This window comes from Spirochaetales bacterium, assembly GCA_016930085.1.
GTDB lineage: Bacteria > Spirochaetota > Spirochaetia > SZUA-6 > JAFGRV01 > JAFGHO01.
This window is the reverse complement of sequence record JAFGHO010000085.1, coordinates 24,016-43,750: the sequence shown is the minus strand read 5'-3', so window position 1 is coordinate 43,750 and position 19,735 is coordinate 24,016. Positions and strand designations below refer to the sequence as shown.

General features: G+C 48.8%; 18 protein-coding genes. 9 read left to right on the top strand and 9 right to left on the bottom strand.

Annotation, left to right across the window (positions count from 1 at the left end):
* Window positions 1-156 precede the first annotated feature (156 nt).
* Window positions 157-1,647 carry a hypothetical protein gene (locus tag JW881_14665; protein ID MBN1698755.1) on the top strand — a complete coding sequence of 497 codons (1,491 nt, stop codon included), beginning with the start codon at window positions 157-159 and terminating at the stop codon, window positions 1,645-1,647.
* Window positions 1,648-1,792: 145 nt separating this feature from the next.
* Here the strand turns inward: JW881_14665 and JW881_14660 are convergent, their stop codons facing one another.
* Window positions 1,793-2,122, bottom strand: coding sequence for a PilZ domain-containing protein (locus tag JW881_14660; GenBank protein ID MBN1698754.1), 330 nt, complete (start codon window positions 2,120-2,122; stop codon window positions 1,793-1,795).
* 202 nt (window positions 2,123-2,324) lie between these two features.
* Between JW881_14660 and JW881_14655 the strand changes: the two genes are divergently transcribed.
* Together JW881_14655 and JW881_14650 are read left to right on the top strand one after the other, a co-directional pair.
* Window positions 2,325-2,579, top strand: coding sequence for a SemiSWEET transporter (locus tag JW881_14655; protein ID MBN1698753.1), 255 nt, complete (start codon window positions 2,325-2,327; stop codon window positions 2,577-2,579).
* A gap of 56 nt (window positions 2,580-2,635) precedes the next feature.
* Window positions 2,636-3,220, top strand: a complete 585-nt coding sequence (locus tag JW881_14650; GenBank protein ID MBN1698752.1) for an HD domain-containing protein — start codon at window positions 2,636-2,638, stop codon at window positions 3,218-3,220.
* 61 nt (window positions 3,221-3,281) lie between these two features.
* Here JW881_14650 and JW881_14645 read toward each other — a convergent pair whose 3' ends face one another.
* The 5 genes from JW881_14645 to JW881_14625 all read right to left on the bottom strand — a co-directional run bounded on the left by JW881_14645 (window position 3,282) and on the right by JW881_14625 (window position 6,322).
* The gene (locus JW881_14645) at window positions 3,282-3,488 is read right to left on the bottom strand and encodes a dodecin domain-containing protein (GenBank protein MBN1698751.1); all 207 of its coding nucleotides are present in this window, start codon (window positions 3,486-3,488) and stop codon (window positions 3,282-3,284) included.
* Between the two features lie 331 nt (window positions 3,489-3,819).
* On the bottom strand, window positions 3,820-4,065 hold the full coding sequence (locus tag JW881_14640; protein MBN1698750.1) for a hypothetical protein: 246 nt from the start codon (window positions 4,063-4,065) through the stop codon (window positions 3,820-3,822).
* An 18-nt stretch (window positions 4,066-4,083) separates the two neighbouring features.
* On the bottom strand, window positions 4,084-5,232 hold the full coding sequence (locus tag JW881_14635) for a hypothetical protein (GenBank protein ID MBN1698749.1): 1,149 nt from the start codon (window positions 5,230-5,232) through the stop codon (window positions 4,084-4,086).
* Window positions 5,233-5,490: 258 nt separating this feature from the next.
* Window positions 5,491-5,865 carry a hypothetical protein gene (locus tag JW881_14630; GenBank protein ID MBN1698748.1) on the bottom strand — a complete coding sequence of 125 codons (375 nt, stop codon included), beginning with the start codon at window positions 5,863-5,865 and terminating at the stop codon, window positions 5,491-5,493.
* A 16-nt stretch (window positions 5,866-5,881) separates the two neighbouring features.
* Window positions 5,882-6,322: a hypothetical protein gene (locus JW881_14625; GenBank protein MBN1698747.1), complete on the bottom strand. Its 441-nt coding sequence runs from the start codon at window positions 6,320-6,322 to the stop codon at window positions 5,882-5,884.
* Between the two features lie 289 nt (window positions 6,323-6,611).
* Here JW881_14625 and JW881_14620 point away from each other — a divergent pair, with 289 nt between their 5' ends.
* The 6 genes from JW881_14620 to gdhA all read left to right on the top strand — a co-directional run bounded on the left by JW881_14620 (window position 6,612) and on the right by gdhA (window position 15,831).
* Entirely contained in the window at window positions 6,612-10,955 is a 4,344-nt protein-coding gene (locus tag JW881_14620) for a hypothetical protein (GenBank protein MBN1698746.1), read from the top strand.
* A gap of 265 nt (window positions 10,956-11,220) precedes the next feature.
* The gene (locus JW881_14615; protein ID MBN1698745.1) at window positions 11,221-11,739 is read left to right on the top strand and encodes a cyclic nucleotide-binding domain-containing protein; all 519 of its coding nucleotides are present in this window, start codon (window positions 11,221-11,223) and stop codon (window positions 11,737-11,739) included.
* Between the two features lie 20 nt (window positions 11,740-11,759).
* Window positions 11,760-12,764, top strand: coding sequence for a DUF128 domain-containing protein (locus JW881_14610; GenBank protein ID MBN1698744.1), 1,005 nt, complete (start codon window positions 11,760-11,762; stop codon window positions 12,762-12,764).
* A 198-nt stretch (window positions 12,765-12,962) separates the two neighbouring features.
* Window positions 12,963-13,733 (top strand): imidazole glycerol phosphate synthase subunit HisF, encoded by a 771-nt coding sequence (gene hisF, locus JW881_14605; GenBank protein MBN1698743.1) that lies wholly within the window; start codon window positions 12,963-12,965, stop codon window positions 13,731-13,733.
* Window positions 13,734-13,956: 223 nt separating this feature from the next.
* The gene (locus JW881_14600; protein MBN1698742.1) at window positions 13,957-14,118 is read left to right on the top strand and encodes a hypothetical protein; all 162 of its coding nucleotides are present in this window, start codon (window positions 13,957-13,959) and stop codon (window positions 14,116-14,118) included.
* Window positions 14,119-14,460: 342 nt separating this feature from the next.
* The gene (gene gdhA, locus JW881_14595) at window positions 14,461-15,831 is read left to right on the top strand and encodes an NADP-specific glutamate dehydrogenase (protein MBN1698741.1); all 1,371 of its coding nucleotides are present in this window, start codon (window positions 14,461-14,463) and stop codon (window positions 15,829-15,831) included.
* A gap of 81 nt (window positions 15,832-15,912) precedes the next feature.
* Here gdhA and JW881_14590 read toward each other — a convergent pair whose 3' ends face one another.
* The 3 genes from JW881_14590 to JW881_14580 all read right to left on the bottom strand — a co-directional run bounded on the left by JW881_14590 (window position 15,913) and on the right by JW881_14580 (window position 19,732).
* Window positions 15,913-17,142, bottom strand: coding sequence for a helix-turn-helix transcriptional regulator (locus JW881_14590; protein MBN1698740.1), 1,230 nt, complete (start codon window positions 17,140-17,142; stop codon window positions 15,913-15,915).
* Window positions 17,143-17,463: 321 nt separating this feature from the next.
* A complete protein-coding gene (locus JW881_14585; protein MBN1698739.1) occupies window positions 17,464-18,393 on the bottom strand; it encodes a hypothetical protein in 930 nt (309 codons plus the stop codon).
* Between the two features lie 106 nt (window positions 18,394-18,499).
* Window positions 18,500-19,732 carry a response regulator gene (locus tag JW881_14580; GenBank protein MBN1698738.1) on the bottom strand — a complete coding sequence of 411 codons (1,233 nt, stop codon included), beginning with the start codon at window positions 19,730-19,732 and terminating at the stop codon, window positions 18,500-18,502.
* Window positions 19,733-19,735 lie beyond the last annotated feature (3 nt).

Genomic DNA, 19,735 nt, shown 5'->3' with positions numbered 1-19,735 from the left:
GAGTGTAGCCCGTTATAGCGATGATATCAAGCGGATTCGGGGTATTTGAGGAAAATCGGAGGAGATATAAAAAAATTACCGCTTTTAAAAAAAATGATTGACATGGCGGATATTACGGTTTATAAAAAAAGTAATATAAAAGTAAAGAGTTAAAATATGAAAAATAAAAAAATATGCATTGTATGCCCACTCATGGTTACTATTATCACGGTTATATTTCTGTTTCTTTCCGGTTGTTCGCTTCCCGATGCGGAAACACATTCGGTAAAAGACGATCCGGTGGATGAATCAGGTCCGCCCGTTCCGCCTGAAATAAGCGGTGTGGAAGACGGCGGTCTCTACATCTCCTGTCGACCGGAATTCAAAGCCCCTGAAGGGGAGGTTTATTCGGGCGTCCTCCAAAAGGAGAACGGCAGGCCGGCCGCTTTTCAAAGCGGGACCGTCATCGGTGAGGACGGATCTTACACCCTCACCGTTTCCACGGAAAAGAACGGGAAGTCGGCGAGTACGACCGTTTGCTTTTCAATCGACGGGACCCCCCCGTTGACACCATATGTTTCGGGAAAGAGTCCGACGAATGATTTCACGCCGACATGGACGTGGACGGCATGCGACGATGCGGACGTGTATGAGTATTGTCTTGACGGCGGGGAGTGGGTCGTCACGTTATCCGCTTCATTCACTCCTTCCTCCGGTCTCTCCAAAGGCACTCACTCGTTCTCCGTCAGGTCAAAGGACAAAGCCGGTAATGTATCCCCGTGCGCGAGTCTGGAAATTGTCGTCAATCCCTTTGTTTATGTCGCGACGCGGTACGGATTCGATTATTCGTTCGATGACGGCTACAGCTTCCGAAAGGCCGATATCCCGGAGCTTACCTGCAAAAGTGTTTTCGGGGAGAATGGCGTTTTCTATGTCGCCACGGAAATGGGCATCGCGATACTCGAAAATGTCGAGGAAACGGGTATTTTAAAAAAGAACTATTCGGATGCAACCAATCAGTGCAATAATGTGTTTGTGAGAGACCGGACCGTATATATCGCGACCGACGGCGGTATCGGTATTTTGTATCAGGGGCTGCAAAATTTCAAATTCAGGACAACGAATAACGGTCTGGGCCACGATAAATGCAGGGGTATTTATGCCGACGGGAGAACGATATATGTGGCCACGTTAATGGGAGTGAGCATTTCCACCGACGGCGGCGATACCTTCATAAACGTGACAAAGGGACTTGAGTCCACCGATTGCCGCGACGTTTATATTCACGAGGGTAGAATTTTTGCGGCGACATGGGGGGGTGGGATCGGTATATCGGATGACGCAGGACAATCCTTTACGGCAGTCACGGACGGCCTGGGCAGCGTCAATTGTTATTCGATATGCGCGTACGGGAAAAAGGTATTCGCCGCCACCACCGGCGGGGTAAGTCTATCCGAAGACGGGGGGTGGACATTTACGCCGGTAGCGGCGGATGGACTCATAGAGTCCTGCATTCGTGATATCACGTATCGGTATAATACGCTGTATGCCGCGACATGGGGAGGCGGTATCGGTATATCGGAGGATGACGGAGCGACTTTCAGGATGGCCACGGCGGAAACAAACCGGTTGAGTTCGGACATCTGCCTCGGCATATGGGTCGAATGACGCTGGAAATCCTTCTCCCGTGGTTTCGGTTCTAAACGCCGGTTATTGTCCGGTACGATGGATGTATTTCCTCCGTCATCGTTCGCAAAAAGCCGCCTTTTTTCGAGGCGGCTTTTTACATTTTTCAGGCGGTTTATACCGATCGTCAGCTTCCGGGAGGACATTTCATGTGTTCATGAACAAGGTGTGAGATAAACTGCCTGTCTTCTTCGTCGATATACCAGAATTGAAGTCCGTTTTCATAGAGAGATGATTCGACTTTCCTGCTCCATATGACCTTGGTGTATGCCCTGATTTCCTTTCTAACGGGAAGATTGAATACGATGGAAAGAATATCTCCCCGGTTGAATTCGGTTTCGGCAAGAAGGCAGATACCGTTGTCGCTGATATTTTTAATTGGCGCGCGGGCGTTGATCGATTGGTTCACGATAACAGTCAGTTCCGCACGGGGCGACACTCTCCTTTCATTCATCATCGATTACCTCCGGTTACGGTAAAAAAAATACTCAATTCATACCGGCCGGGTCAATCATCCATTTTCTTAAAAGTTGTTTCCGTGAATCACGATGGGCTTCTCAGGTATTCCACTAGCGTATCGAGCCCGTGAACAGGATTTTCCGGCAAATCGGATGAATACAGCTTCCCACGATCGGGATTTTCAGGTAAGATACCGTTCGATGAAATGGATACAGATTCTCGGTTTTGTCGCGGCGACCTGTACGACCGCGTCTTTTGTTCCGCAGGTAATAAAGACATTAAAGACAAGGGACACAAAAGGCATCTCCCTTGTCATGTACGCCGTTTTCACTTTTGGTGTTTTTGTCTGGCTGATTTACGGTCTCTTTATTAATGACATTCCGATCATTGTCTCGAATTCGGTAACGGTGACCCTCGCCTGTATCGTGCTGGGCATGAAAATAAAAAACGGCTGACAACGTGCCCGCCCGCCTGAAAAAAGCCGTACTGAAAGGATTTGCTGGGTATATATATGGCAAAGGCTCCGGGGAGTTTTGAACGACATATTATACGGTTTTTCGGCAGTATTCATCCGCTCGAACGGGTGCCGCGGGCGGGATTTCTGCTTCGGGGAGTCTCCGATCCCGAGTCCGTTGCCGCCCACAGCCATTTTCTCGCCCTCCTGGTTATGCTTTTTACGGAACGGTATCCGGACCGCTTTGAAAAGGGAAAAGCGATCGAAATGGCTTTAGTCCATGACATTCCTGAAGCCGTTTTAATGGATATCCCGATGCCCGTCACCGATCTTTATTTTAAAAAAGAGAAGCTGCGCGCTGAACGAAACATCATGGATAATCTCTTCAGTGACCTCACTCCGGGTTACACCGAACTCATGAAGGAACTCGATGAAAAATCCTCTCCTGAAGCGAGGCTTGTTTCAGGTCTCGATAAGGCGCAGATGATGCTGAAAGTACTCGCCTATGAGAAAGAAAAGAGGGGAAATCTGGAAGAGTTCTGGATGAATCCGGCGAACTTCGAAGATTACGGGATAGAAGAGGTCTCGCGTCTCTTCGATGAAATTTGCCGGATTTCCGATCACCTGCGTCCCCGTATATGACGGGACCGCTTTTCTCCTTGCTTCCGGAACCCTGAAGGACGCCCCGGCCGTCCCGTGTATGTTACGGTTCCACGATAAAGGCTATCTTGCAGTGGGCTTTGAATTTTACGATCCTGTTGTTTTTGACTTCTCCTTTGAACCCGATAACATCGACGCCGGTAATGTTTTTCACTGTTTTCGATGCGTCGATGACGGCATTTTGCGCCGCGTCCTCCCAGCTTTTCGCCGATTCGGAAACAACTTCGATCACCTTCACGATAGTCGGCATATCATCCTCCTTTTGTTTCAATTTACAATGAATTATATGCCGCCTTTCCGGGTTGTCAATAAATCCTGAAAAAAAAACTTGACAAAACAACCTGAATAATTTATATTTTCATTGGCTGAAGAGAAAATTCAGTAATGGTGAGATCTGAGTAAGAGAAACTTGATAAGTCTCTTCTGTCAGATTATCTCCAAGCCGGTTGATACGCCGGCTTTTTTTATCGATAAACCTCTGTTAGAATAAAGCGGCAGTTCCGACTACGCATCCGCAGACGCAGACGGTATCGTGGAACCCGCGGCACCTGCATGTCCCGCCTGTTATAAAACGGCAAGAGTCAGACGTTATATGTGTCAAACGGAAAATCGGCGCAACCGAATTCCGGTTTTTTCAAAGCGGCGACGATTTTGTTCAGTTCATCCGAGGTGTCCGGCGACGTCGGGGTGAATTTTTTAACTGAAAGACCCGTTGCGAGACTCAGCCGGATACGGATGATCCTCTTCTTTGTTTCCGCAAACTCTCCGTCTAATTGTTTGAATTTAAATATATCGTTTAATAATCTGAAAACAGTTCCTGTTCCCATGGCATTACTCCTTATGATCTATTTCTTTCGGTAAATGGCAAGATAGGTTTCCGTCTGGTTAATGTTCGCCCCGCAGATATTCTCACTGAAGGTACCGAATCCCGTTTTTGGAATTCCGGGAAGGTATTCCCCGTACATACCCGCGATTGCGTCTACCTGGTCGAGTGTATTTCTGGCAAGGTAACAGAGGATACAATCAAAGGAGATGTAGGCGAGGAGTTTCTGGGATGAAAGCCCTTTGAGTATGGAAGACCTGTCGCGGCGTTGATCGATCGCCTTGAAAAGGTAAAAGACGGTCTGTTCAATGACGTCATTATAGGTCAAAAGCCCCTTGCCGCTTTCATCGGTTGTCATGATACTGGTGATAAGCCGTTCGCCGTCACCGGGTTCGATACCGAGGGTATAGTTGGCGAATGTGTCCGGGGTGAGGTCTTTCCCTTCGAGCCGGACCGCCTGTGCGTACGCTTCGCTCGCCGGTCTCCCGTCAAATTCGACGATGTGGCGGGGGCCGTCGAGTTTTGTTACCGTGAGTTTTTTGCCTTGAAGAATATCGAAACTCGATACGCGGCCCGCTTTGAAAGCGTATTCGTCCGCCAGCTTAAAGAGGGCAACGACACCGATTTTGCCCCGGCCCAGATGCGACATGACGTTGGTTGTCACGAAATCGGTTTTACCGCCGGAGCTTCCACCGACAGTCTGGAGCATCATCCCCGCTTCAGACTGGCCTTCCAGGAATGGCGTTGCCGAGTTGAGTCCGTAACAGAGATTGATTGCAAAATCACGTTCCATGTCCGGATTGTCCAAAGAAATGGATGCCTCCTGTGCCGCCCGGATAAATGTTTTTTTACTCGCCGACCGCACCTCGTCCGGGGAAATTTCCGGCGACATGTCGATGAGACCGAAAGCGGAAGAGGAGAAAAGCTTTTTCGAAAACGACATGGCGGTGACTGATGTGGTGTCGAGCAGGTACGAATTGTCGTACAATCTTCCCGAATCCATGCACCCCGCGAACAACACATCCGTCTTTTTCAGAGTGTTGTAGAGGGATTCGGTGTCAATATCGGCGCCGTAGAAAAAAAGGATAAATCCGGTCCGGTCGTCTTTTATCTTGTTGATCACTTCCTCCGGATTTTTTCCGCTTGCGGTTTTGATTAACTCGTTTTCCATCCTGTACCTCCCTGTTTGAGAATCGTAACCGACATGTCGTCCCTTCATTCAGTCCCGATTCCTGCAAACTCGCCGATCGGGTCGATATGACGACGTGTCATGACGGTATTATGAATACTAGAAGCTTAAGTTAAGCGATGTGATATTTCTAGGAATATTGAAAAAAGTAACGGTAAAATAACAATATATTTTTAAAGGAGAAACCGCCCGTGGAAGCAGGACGGTGTATATGATCAAAAGAAGTCAAAGCGCCCGTGATTATTTTATGGGCTCGATCCCTTTGAGTTCGATATTTTTTATGATAATCCGTATGGATTCGAACGTCACATCCTGCCAACGGACCTTATTGTTATAGAGAACCGAGATATCGTAGAATTTGTCATCGGTTATAAGCTTGAACCAGCTGATAAGGGTCTTGATACCGGAGGAAAACATAAATGTTATCCGGCTGAAATTGGAAATAAGTTTTTGTATACCCTTTGTTTTACATTGTGTATGAAAATCGACAAGAAAATCTCTCATGATGGAATTGGCGTTTTCGGAGTCCACGATACCATTCCAGTTCATCGTTATCGTTTTATTTTCTTCATTTATTTCAATCGATGCTTTATCCGAAATAGTAAAATTCTCCATGATTTCTTCTCCTTGTTTAAATATTATTATTGACAATTGTTGCTGTTATCGATACATGGTTACGGTTGACCTTCAGTGAACAGTCTGCCATGGCTTCGTAATGGATACGTGCGAGTCCCAGGCGGGATGTCGAATCGTGAAAATCCCTTTCCGTAATCTCTTTCATTTTTCTCAGATACGCTTGCTGCGGAGTGTTTTTATGTATTTCAGCGAGTAATGAACGGAGTGTTTTGATATGCTTTGAATCGGAAACGTTATCAACGGTAATCATCACTTTGCCGTTACGCGGCGGGGAAAGGATATAGACGATTGTGAGACCTATTTCTTCTCCTTTTGAGAATTTCACCGCATTTTCGAGGAGTTCACTGGTCGCGAGTGCCGCTGCGGCCGCAAAGGATTTTTTTTCACTGTTCTTGAAGGAAATTTCCTCGATAAACTCCCTTATGCTTTCAATCAATTCCCAGTGCGGATCGATGACCAGTTTAATTAGACAATCGGGCTGTTTTTCATGTTCGATGATAGTTTCCTCCTTCTGCGGCCGTTTTCTATAATATAAAAAAATAAAGGAGATGAATCAAGGAAATTGACGGGAAGAATAGACAATTCGAATGGTAGTGGATATTCTCTTGCTTATCCGTCATATTTATTATATGATTGCCCTTTATTGTGAGGTGGGAAGTATACCAAATGCCGGTTGTGGTATTGGCGACGGATTCGAATACCGAGTGACAAGTGAGGGATGAAAGATGAAAAAGGCTACAGGTGTCTGTCTGGGGGCATCGACCGTCTCCTTTGTGACGGTGGCGGGTGATGGTAATCATGATATCAACATAGTTCATACCGAGTCGATTACCCATAACGGCGACCCGAAAGGGGTGTTCGGCCGGTACATGGCATCACTCGCCGCCGAAGGAAATCCCGTCATTGTAACGGGCAGAAAGTTTCGTGAACTGGTGAATCTGGTTACGATTTCGGAACCGGAGGCGATTGAGGCCGCGCTTGGATTTGTCAACCGGGATGGTGCTTCCTGCGATGCGGTCGCGAGTCTGGGCGGAGAAACATTCATCGTTTACCCCCTCGATACTGAAAACAGGATTTCAAGCGTTGTAACGGGAAATAAATGCGCTTCGGGGACGGGAGAATTTTTCCTGCAACAGATCAAACGAATGAATCTCTCCATCGACGAAGCGGTCGCCCTCGCCCGGGACTCCCCTCCCTTCAAGGTATCGGGAAGATGTTCCGTTTTCTGTAAATCGGATTGTACCCACGCATTGAACAAAGGCACCCCCCTCGGTGAGGTAACCGCGGGGTTGGCGTATATGATAGCGGACAAGGCGGAAGAGCTTCTCCGTAAAGTGCCGCACAACCGTATCATTGTCGTGGGCGGTGTAACGAAAAACGACAGTGTCGTCGATTTTTTGAAGAAAAAAATAGACTGTATCGAGATACCCCCGTATGCGGCGTGTTTCGAGGCCCTCGGCGCCGCCCTCGCCGCGTTCGACCGTCCGAATGTACCGCCGTTGACATCGATGGAAAATGTTTTTAAAAACAGGAAAAGCTCCTTTTCCTTTCTCGAACCCCTCTCCCGATTTACCGACAAGGTAGTCTTCAAGGAAATGGAGCGTTCACACGCGAAAGACGGAGACCGGTGTATTATCGGCCTGGATGTCGGTTCCACGACCACAAAGGCCGTTATTATAAAGACGGAGGACAACCGTATCGTGGGTTCGGTATACCTGCGTACAAACGGCAATCCCGTCCGCGCCTCAAGAGAGTGCTACCGTTCGTTACTGGAACAGGTGCCGGAGAACATCGAGATCATCGGTCTTGGCGTGACGGGGTCGGGAAGGCAGATTGCCGGTCTTCACGCCCTTACCGGGGGCATTATCAATGAAATCGTGGCCCATGCGACCGCGGCGACTTATTTTGACGGGGATGTCGATACGATTTTCGAGATCGGGGGCCAGGATGCCAAATATACCTATATCGTCAACAAGGTGCCGGCGGATTACGCCATGAACGAGGCATGTTCCGCCGGGACGGGTTCGTTTCTGGAAGAGGCGGCATACGAGTCACTCGGGATCGACGTGAAAGAAATCGCCCCGATTGCCATGAAAAGTACGAGGCCCCCCAACTTCAATGATCAGTGCGCGGCTTTTATCTCGAGCGACATCAAAACGGCCTTTCAGGAAGATATCAGCCGTGAAGATGTCGTCGCGGGATTGGTGTATTCCATCTGTCTCAACTATATCAACCGCGTCAAGGGAACGAGGACCGTGGGCAGAAAGGTGTTTATGCAGGGGGGGGTCTGTTACAACAGTTCGGTTCCGATCGCGATGGCGGCGATCACCGGCAAGGAAATCATCGTTCCTCCCGAACCCGGACTGATGGGCGCGTTCGGGGTGGCCCTTGAAGTGAAACAGAAGCTGGCCATGGGTTTTCTCGAAGAACAACGTTTCTCTTTGAAAGAACTGGCTGAACGGGAGGTCACCTGTAAAAAATCCTTTGTCTGCAAAGGAGGGAAAGAAAAATGCGACAGGAAGTGCGCGATTAACATAATGGAAATCAACGGTAAAACCTATCCGTTCGGCGGGGCGTGCAACAAGTATTACAATATGCGGTACAATATCGCCGTTGATCCGGATTCATTCGATTATGTCAAAAAGAGATACGAATTATTGTTCAAAAAGTACTCACCGCCTCTCCGGATTCCCGACAATGCTCCAACCGTCGGCATAAATCAGTCTTTTCATACCCATACGCTTTATCCGCTCTACTATAATTTTTTCTCGCGACTCGGGATGAGAGTCGTTCTGGCGGATACGGTCAAGGAGGAAGGGATTGAACGGGAATTGACTTCCTTCTGTTATCCGATGCAGATTTCACTCGGTATGTTCAGCGATCTTCTCGATAAAGACCCGGATTATATCTTTGTACCGATGCTCATCGAGATGTTCGTCAATGATGAGGAACACCACAGAACCAACTACAACGCGACCTGCGTTTTCGTGAGCGGGGAGCCTTTCATACTCAAACAGGCGTTCAAGGACCGTGATTTCAAAGACGGGAAAATAATCGATACCGTCCTCGATTTTTCGCACGGGTACCGTACGCAGGAACATGTTTTCATCGATATCGCCGGCCGGATAGGGATCGACGACATCGGTAAAATCAGGGAGGCTTACGCGGCCGCGGTGGAAATGCAGCATTCGTGCAACCGGGAGATGAACCGGCTGGCCGGTGAATTGCTCGAACGACTCGATGACAATCCGGATGATTTCGCGATCGTTCTTTTCGGACGGCCCTATAACGCGTTCTGTGATGACGCCAACAAGGGTATTCCCCAAAAGTTTGCCTCACGCGGCATCACGGTGATCCCGTATGATATGCTCGACTACCAGGAAGAGGAAGTGGGGGACCATATGTACTGGGAGATAGGGAAAAAGATATTGAAAGCCGCGCGTATCGTCAAGCGGCATCCCCAGCTTTTCGCCACCTATATCACCAATTTTGTCTGCGCGCCGGATTCGATGATTATCCCGCAGTTCAGGACGCTGATGGACGTGAAGCCCTCCCTCACCCTCGAACTGGACGGGCATACGGCGGACGCCGGTATCAATACCCGAATCGAGGCGGCGCTCGATATCATACGCAATTACAGAAAAATCATTCATACGATCCGGGAAACGGATTACAGCGACTACAGGCCCGCCCGGCTTAAGGTGCATCAAAACATCAACTATTTCGTAGCCTCGAACGGAGAAAAGGTTCCGCTTACCGACAAACGTGTTGTCGTCGTCCTTCCGTCCATGGGCGATATCGCGACCCCTATCTTTGCTGCGGGATTCAGGTCACTCGGGATAAACGCCTTCGCGATGCCGGAAGCGACCAGCGAAACCCTTAAAAAGGGACGCGCGTATACGACGGGGAAGGAGTGCCTGCCGTTTATTCTTTGCGTGGGACATCTTATCGATTATATGGACCGGTACTGGGACGGAAGAAAATACATCGCCTTTTTCGTGAATGAATCCGCGGGGCCGTGCCGGGTCGGGCAGTATAATATCCTGATCAAGGACGTGATCAGGAGAAAACGGCTGCGGAATGTGACGACACTCACCCTCTCGAACGAGGATGCCTACGCCGGAATGGGACCGGTCTTTGCCATGATGGCCTGGGAAAATATAACCGCCGGCGACGTGCTGGACGATGTCCGTTCGGCGATATGGGCGAATGCGCTTGATCCGGAACGGGCGAACGGGATTTTCTCGGAAGAGTTCGAAAAAATCGTCGAAGCCGCGGGAAAAGGCGTCGGGAAGCTGTATAAGCCTTTACGGAGACTGGCGCACCGGCTACGCCATGAGGCGCCGGCGCGCAGACCCATCGAGGAGTCGAAATACATCGCTATGTGCGGAGAAATATATGTAAGGCGGGACGGGTTCTGTCATAAATGGCTGAACAGGCGTTTTGCGGAAAAAGGTTTCATCATCAAGGACGCGTATGTCGGCGAGTTCATTCTCTATCTCGAATGGCTCATAAAGAAGGGGCTTCTGGAACCCGCTCATTCACTCATCGACAAGATCGAGATGATCGTGAGAAATATCTATATGGGACATGTCGAGAAAAAAATCAAGCGGATTCTTTCAAGGAGTCTCTATTATCAGTTCGAACGGACGGAAATCGATCCATTGATAAAGCACAGCGAGCATATTCTCCCGAAAGAGCACAAGGGAGAAACCGCATTGACCCTGGGGACCGCCATGAAGGATTCGATCGAAAAACTGGCGGGAATCATCAATATCGGGCCGTTTGGCTGTATGCCGGTTCGTTTTACCGAGGCCCTCATGATACCGGAGATGAAGGTGATGAAAAAGATCGAGACAAAAAAGATGCACGATCCGGCATACCGTCTGCCCGATTATTTTAATGAAGAAATGGGAATACCTTTTCTTTCGATCGAATCCGACGGTAATGTGTATCCCCAGATTATCGAATCGAGGCTCGAAACATTCATGATGCAGGCGGAACGGATGGCCGCGCTCATGGAAAAATACCGGAACGAGAACAAGGTGCGAGGAAGATTGAAGAACTGAATCCTGCGGGCGGCCGGTACGACAATTGGTTTCCCCGAAAACATGCTTGTTATTGTCGTCTTTCTGTAGTAGAATTAATTTTCGTGTATGCGTCCCGGCAATTCGGCAGGGCGTTGATTGTCGCCGCCGAAGCGGTAGCCGGGTCGAGATTTTTTTCATCCGGTTGAGGGAATAACAATTACATTAATACGACAACCTGTCATTCACCGGCGTGTAACGTGAAGGTGGAAAAAGGTACGGCATTGATGCCGGGGGAGAGAAAGAGATGCGAAAAGAGGAAAATCAGCAATACCTTGACGATTTAAAAAAGGTAGTGTTTTTCAAGGTGCTTTCGGAAGAAGAAAGAAAAACCCTGTTGAAGCTTTCGGAAATCTATCGCTATGACGAACATGAACGTATCATATCCGAAGGGGAAATACAGCCCTACATTTTTGCCGTTATAAAGGGAACCGTCAATGTCATTGTAAGGGAAAAGGACGGACGGGAGGTATTCATATCCTCTATAGGCGAAGGGGAGGTATTTGGAGAAGCGGGGATTTTTCTGAAAGTCAAGCGTACGGCAAATATCGTCAGTACGGAAAATACGATAATCCTCCGGGTAAAACGGGATCATATGCACGCTTTTATCAAGAAATACAAAGACTCGGGGATAAAAATACTCATGCTTATCATCTTCAGCCTGCTCAAGAAATTGAGGGAAGCAAATCAGGAAATCGCATATGAACGCAAGTCCGATGTCACACAGGAGGATATCGACACGATCATCAAGGAATTTGTCTATTGAAAGGAAACCGTTAGCGGGCTATGAAGGAAACGATCGAACGTAAACGTCTTGCGATACTGAGAATACTGAAAGAAGCGAGGGGGCCCCTGGTCAGTCATCTGATTACTGAAAAGCTGCTTGGCATGGGGTATGATATCAGCGAACGGACCGTACGGTTTCACCTTCTCGCGCTGGACAAGGATGAGTTGACCGAAGATCTTGGAAAACAGGGGCGGTCTATCACCGAAAAGGGATTAAAGGAACTCACCCGCGCGAGGGTGTTTGAAAAGGTCGGATTTCTTGCCGCGAAAATAGACCAGATGATCTATCAAATGGATTTCAATCTGGAAAATCTTTCCGGTAATGTCGTCATGAATGTAAGTTTTATCGAGAGGCGTCATTCCGCCCGCGCGGGTCCCCTCATGTCGAGGGTTTTTCGCGCCGGGTTCTCCATGGGAAATCGTCTTGCGCTTTTCGCTTCAGGTGAAAAAATTGGCGAACTGAGTGTCCCCGAAGGATATGTCGGTATCGGAACCGTCTGTTCGATTACCGTCAACGGTGTTCTCCTTTCCTACGGTGTACCGACAACGTCCAGGTTCGGGGGGCTGCTCGAGATGAAAAACCACGAACCGTCCCGTTTTGTCGCAATCATCAACTATGACGGCACCACTCTCGATCCCCTCGAGATATTCATTAAAAGCGGAATGACCAATTATACGGAAGCGACGGAAAGCGGAAACGGCCAGATCGGGGCGAGTTTCAGGGAAATGCCGGCCCCGAGCCGGGAACGGGTGATCGAAGTGGCGGAAAAACTCGATAAGGCGGGATTGGGAGGATTCATGAGCATCGGGTGGCCGGGGCAGTCGCTTCTTGAAATTCCCGTCAATGAAGGAAGAATCGGGGCGATCGTGATCGGCGGACTCAACCCCGTTGCCATTCTGGAAGAGGTGGATATCCCTGTTTATTCCAATACACTTTCCGGGTACATCGAATACGGGAGACTTTTCCATTATGAAGAGTTCGATGAGCGAATGAAGAAGTTATAGGATAGGCTTTACCGATATCGCGGACCCGGCAGCGGCATCGCGGCCTTAGCCCGCTCGATTGACAGGTTTTCGGGCGAATCCCGCAACCGGTCGTGCATCTTCGTATGATTATCGGGTGCCTTCGGCACACTACCGGGTATTTGAAGAAAACGGGATACGAAATGAAGACAATATAACAATTGAAAGGAAACCGGAATCATGGAAAAGGTAAAAATTATTCCCTGTCTGGATATCAAGGAGGGACGGGTCGTTAAAGGAATCAAGTTCGTGGGTCTCAGGGACGCGCGCGATCCGGTCGAAGCGGCTCGTACATACTGCCGCGAGGGGGCGGATGAACTCACCTTCCTCGATATCGCGGCAACGGTTGAAAACAGGCCGACCAGGCTCCAATGGGTGAAAAAGGTACGGGAGGTGACGACGGTGCCTTTTGCCGTGGGAGGAGGTATACGCGACATCGCGGATATGGAAGCGTTATTTTCGGTCGGTGTGGACAAGGTATCGATCAATACCTCCGCGGTGAAGGATCCTCGCCTTATCGGGGAGGCGGCCGGTAAATTCGGCAGGGAACGGCTGATCGTCGCCATCGACGGGAAAAAGAATCCCGAAGGAAGCGGAAAACCGCGGCTCGAGGTCGTGATCAGGGGCGGAATGGAAGGAACCGGCCTCGACATCGTGGCCTGGGCCAAAGAGGTCGAACGCCTCGGCGCGGGCGAGATTCTTCTCACGAGCAAGGATGCCGACGGCACCAAGGACGGCTATGACATCGAGATGACAAAGGCGGTTGCAGAAGCGGTCGGTATTCCCGTTACCGCCTCCGGAGGTGCGGGGACGCTCGAACATCTCTATGAAGCCGTTTCAAAGGCGAAAGCGAGTAATGTCCTTGCCGCTTCGATTTTCCATTTCGGCGAAATTTCCATCGGGGAGGCGAAAGCGTACCTCAAGGAAAAGGGGATTCCGGTTTATTTATAATAAAATTGAATAATATCATATTTTTCGTTTTTTCATTTTTATTTTAGACAGGATATATACGGGATGAACAAGATATGATAAATGATCCCTATGATTATCGAAATGCTTTATCCCGTTCAGCTGGAATCCACGCAATTGATGTAAGCCAAACCGGCGTTTGTAGATGATTTTGAACACGGGATTATGCAGCTCTATCGTAATGTTAAAACCGAAGTTAATATATATGAGTACATATAACAAAGAAATCGAAGCAAACATAGAAAGGGCCGAGCAGTCTATCCGGGCCGCACGGCTTGCGCAAAGAAGCGGTGATATCGAACACAGCCGGAAATACGGGCTTTCGGGGCAGGAGCAGGAAGGTATCGATATATATATGTCACCGTGAGACAGATAAATACACGGTCTTGTAATGCAAACGCTACCTGTTTTTTTGGTAAAAAATAAAATCACGTTACCTTGTCTCTCCCTTGTCAATTGATTTTCGTTTCAACCCTCTGTCAAAAGCTATCAAGGCTCAAGCACATACACATCCGAAGATTCTATTCTGTCTGAGGATGTGCGTGTGTTTGAGCCTGTTGAATATTTTGGGGGTTCAAAACGTAAAATACAGCATTTTTTTCTTGACACATATACCGAAACCTGGTATTCTGAGCAATCATAACGATCTGGCAATGCATTGCCAGAAGAATTACCATAAATAAAAATATGTAGAGGAGGCTTTACTATAATGGGAAAAATTACTGATCCTATCTATGAACAAGTCGTAAAAAGAAATCAGAACGAACCTGAGTTCCATCAGGCGGTCAAGGAAGTTCTCGATTCGATCGAACCGGCACTCGAGCGGAATCCCGCGTTCGTCAAAGCGCGAATCGTGGAACGGCTGGTGGAACCGGAGCGTCTCATTCATTTTCGTGTACCGTGGATGGATGACAATGGCAATGTACAGGTAAACCGGGGTTTCCGGGTCCAGTTCTCAAGCGCTATCGGGCCTTATAAGGGCGGATTACGGTTTCATCCGACCGTCTATGACGGTATTCTCAAATTTCTGGGATTCGAGCAGATTTTCAAGAACTCCCTGACCGGTCTCGCCATGGGCGGTGGAAAAGGCGGTTCGGATTTCGATCCCAAGGGCAAATCCGATATGGAAGTGATGAGGTTCTGCCAGAGTTTTATGACGGAGCTTTTCAGACATATCGGCGCGGATACGGATGTCCCTGCCGGTGATATCGGCGTCGGCGGCCGTGAAATCGGATTTATGTACGGGCAGTACAAGAAACTTGCCAACGTGGTGACGGGTGTGTTGACGGGAAAGGGGATCGAATACGGCGGTTCGCTGGGACGGCCCGAGGCAACCGGTTACGGCTGTGTCTGGTTCGCGGAAGAGATGTTGAAAGCGCGCGGCGACAAGGACGGCTTCAAAGGAAAACGGGTTGCCGTTTCCGGTTCCGGAAATGTCGCGCAGTACGCCTGTGAGAAAGTAAACCAGCTCGGGGGGACCGTAGTGACCTTGAGCGATTCAAGCGGATGGGTTTACGATCCGGCCGGGATTAAAGCAGGTGAAAAGTGGGAGTTTGTCATGGAACTCAAGAACATCAAGCGCGGAAGAATCAAGGAATACGCAATGAAGTTCGGCTGCGATTATTACGAGAACGGCAAGGGCGACGGACCCAAAAACGTATGGCATACGGGAAAGATCGATGTGGCGCTTCCGAGCGCGACACAGAATGAACTGGATCTCGAGGATGCGAAAGCCCTCGTCGCCGGCGGCTGTGTGGCTGTTTCGGAAGGTGCGAATATGCCGACGACCCCGGATGCGGCGGAATACTTTGTTCAGAAAGGTGTTTCCTTTGGACCTGGCAAAGCGGCAAATGCGGGCGGGGTCGCGTGTTCGGGGCTGGAGATGGCGCAAAACAGCCAGCGGGAAGCATGGACCAAAGAGACGACACTCGATAAACTGCATCAGATTATGGTCAATATCCATTCGAACGCGGCCGGAACGGCGGAAGAATACGGCGCTCCGGGCAACTACATCGTCGGGGCGAATATCGCTGGATTCCTCAAGGTGGCGAACGCGATGCTCGCACAGGGAATCATTTAACGTTCGGTGTATATCGATATCGACGGCCGCCGTGACAAATGAAAACGGCGGCCTTTTTTTTCGCGGCCGGCAGGTCGCCGTTTACCGGCTGTGTGCGTATCCCATTACCGAATGCATACGGCTTTCTCCCGAAAGCAGGTGGGAATCTATTCCCCTCGAGCCGGGAGTGGCGACGAATTTCCTCCTGTATTCGGAAGGGGAGAAGTTCGTCAGTTTCTTGAAAACGCTGTTGAATGAAGATTTCGAGTTGAAGCCGGAAAAATAGGCGATTTCGAGTATATTGTTTTCCTGATGCTCCGGATCTTCGAGTAATTCTTTTACCTGTTCGACGCGGAATTTGTTGATAAAATCATAGAAGGTGAGTCCCATATAATTGTTGATGATATACGAGAGGGTGTTTCGCGGTATGGAAAGCTTTTTCGCCAGCGTGGGGAGGGCGATATTCGGATCGGTATACAACTTTTCGCGTTCCATGATCGCGTTCAGTTTGCTAATATAATTCCCGGCTTCCTTTTGCGACAATCCGATTCGCGTGTATTTGGGTCTGTTGTGTGCTTCGTCTTCAATTTCATCGGCTTTATCATTCCTGGGTTTCGCGATACGGATCAGCATTGTACATCCGCTTATAAAGATAATAACGGGGAGAAGGGCCGGATATATTCCGAAGGCGATAGACCGATTACCCCCTGCGGCGGCCGATATTTCCGTTACAAGATTAATCAGCAGTATGGCGAAAAAGACGAACAGAAAATAACGAAGAAATCCGTGACGGGGATCGCCGTGAGAACAGTGTTCGCTTCCATATTTCCTGTATATCGGTATAATACGGAGGAGGTACATGAATAAATGGAATTGGGAAAGAGCGATAACAATATCCGTTTTATCCTGCGTGATTAAAAAGAGCGGATGGGTGGATGGTCCCGCCATATTTCCGATTGAAGTAAATCCGTCAGAGAAGAAGAGCAGCAAATAACCCAGAGAAAGGAAAAACGGAAGAAAATGGATGCATTGTTTTATCCCGATGTTAACATCGTCTGCCGCCGTCGTTTTGGCGTAGAAGTAGAGGATCGGGCCGTAAAGCAGACGAACGGGGGACCAGAAGTGAACCAATGACGGCAATAGATGGCGGAGGATGTTTTGAAAGACTATTCCCCAGCAGGCATCGATAGTAAAGCAGATAAAAATCAACGAGATAAACCCGTTAAAGCCGGTATCCCCTTTTTTGATTTTGAACAATACAATGATGACAAACATTCCATTTGCGAGGCCGATCGCCGCCATAACGGAAAATATATCAGTCATTACTTTCATTATGCTACCCTTTGTTTTCTTTCTCTGTCTATTGATTAACTGCAAAAAATGTGCCAGATACGTATATTTGATGTAATCTCTTTTCCTGTAATGAATTGACTCGATCCCGGCCATTCGTGTGCGGAAGTATGACATTGGTAAAATGCAATGAGGATAAGAGCGGAAACGCGAACGTTGTCTCAAATCTTTATAACACAGAAAATTACCCGGCATTGCAAAAATGCAACCCGGTTTGCATTGCACTGTTGGAAGAGGTAACGCTTCACGGTGAAGTGACGGGTATCGGTAACAGGAGGGTGAGGGAATTACTATTTTCTTGTATTATAAAATCGCATCCGTACTTTTTATAATCTTAACGCCCTTTTTCTCGAACGCTTCGAACTCCCTCTGCGCGATCGCCTCGAAATCGATGTCCGGATGCCGGACGGCACTCATACAGTCGGTGAAAACATGGATTTTCACGAGTGTTTCCGGTTTACCGTGAAAAAACTCGACCAGCTGACGGACGGATTCGAGAACGCAATGGCTTTTCGCCTCACCCATGACCAGTATCTTGTCGTGGGTATTGAGGATGCCGATCAGATCGGTGTTAATTCCCCCACTGCCGTTATCCGGTACCGGTACTTCGGGCGAGAAGGCGCCGTACATTTCACTTTCAGGAATATCGCCTTTTACCTGAAATAATGTCTGTGATTGACGTACGATCGAATGGAAATAGCAGACCTCATAAAGTGACGGTACCAGTGCGTGACCCGGCGTCCCGATCATCGTATGTTCGGGCCAGATACAGAGGGGCTTGCTTCCGTTTTCTTTCAGGGTATTGACGTACCTGACACTCCATTCCGGGTTATGCATCGGTCTGAACTTTCCCGTTTCGATATCCTCCGGCGTGATAATGGTGAACGGCGCGGGATGCTTATTCTCGGCGTTCAGCCACCAGGTACCGTAAAAAATCTGGAATGCGAGATGTGAATCGAGTGTGGGGTAGATGGTGGTTATTTTTTCGAGATTGGACAAAAGAAAGCGGATGGTATTGGCAATATCGCGTTCCGCGCCGGGGACATAAAGGCTTCCTTTCCGGTTGCAGAAATCAATCTGAAAATCGATAAGAAGAACCGCGGTCCTGTGCCTGCGCGCATCCGAAGAGGAAGGTTTTATTTCGAGACTGAAAGCCTCTTCCTTTATTTCATCGAAGCGCGGAAGATATATTTCCTCTATTTTATTTTCATCGTAAAATCTCGGAAACATCATCACGACCCTCCTTTCATGCGATTCTAATCAATGTAATCCGTCTTTGTCCACGATAAAATCCTTTTAGTGGTGACCTGTTTCCATGTAATAACAAAAACCGGTCCGTTCACGTTTTTGCCGCCGGGATTATAATTGTTACGATTGTCCCTTCACCTTGTTCGGACTCGATGCGGATAACACCGTCATGCCGTTCGATGATTTTCAATACAAGCGGCAGCCCCAGTCCCGTACCTCCGATGGCTTGCTTTGTGGTAAAAAAAGGTTCGAATATCCGTTTTCGATATTGTTCTTCGATACCGCGGCCGTTATCTTCGATGATAATATACATGAGGGCCGCCCGTTTTTGATAATGAAGAGTAACCCCAATGAACGGATCCGGTTTGTCCGCCGCCTCGATTGCATTGATAAAAAGATTGACCATCGCCTGAAGCAGAAACTGAAAGTTGCCCGGCACGGGAGGCAGATTCTTCGGTATTTTCTTTCGCCATCGAACGCAGGATTTCCGGGCTTTATGCCGGCATAGTTTATACGCTTCTTTTACGACATCCGCAATAACGACCTCCTCACCGCGCATGGACTCCTTCTTCGCGAAGGCCTTTATCGAATCGGCGAGTTTCGTAATTCTTGAAATATTTCTTAGTATTCTCTCATACACCTCATGATGACGATCCCGTACCGCCGAATATGAGCGGGAGCCGACCGGAAAATCACCCCGGGTTTCCAGGTATTCGTCGAGTACACCTTTTACGGCGGTGAATCTGTTTCGTAAAAGCCGGGTGTCTATTTTGATCACCGATATAACGTTCCCGATTTCATGCATAATACCGGATAAAGCCTCACCGAGGGTGATGAGGCTGTCGATCCGGGCAAGCTGGTGGTTGATCATCGTTTCTTTTTTTCTAAGGTGGAGGATTTCCGCCTGGGCTTTGATACGCAGGATCAGTTCTTCGTGTGAAAACGGCTTTGTCATACAATCATTCACCCCTGATTCGTAAAGCGCCCGGATTTCGTCCGTCTCCCTTCCGGACACAACGGCGATGATCGCCGCTACCGTTTTCGGAAATTCTTTTCTCACTTCGGTACAAATTTTATCGACCGGTCCGCCGGGGAGGCCGGCATCGATAATGAGGATGTCCGGGATTTTCGGTCCGCGATTCCTGAAATGGCTGAGTATGCCCTCACGGTCGACGGCTGTTTCAAGACGATATTCGCCGGATTTCAAAAAAGAAGCGTAAAGTCCTTCAACAAAGTCTCTGTCCCCGGTTGCCAGGAGAAGGCGCGTCACGAAAAGCCGGTCGTCCGTTTGCAGCAAAGGAAACTCATTGAAAACAGGGTCCATCGT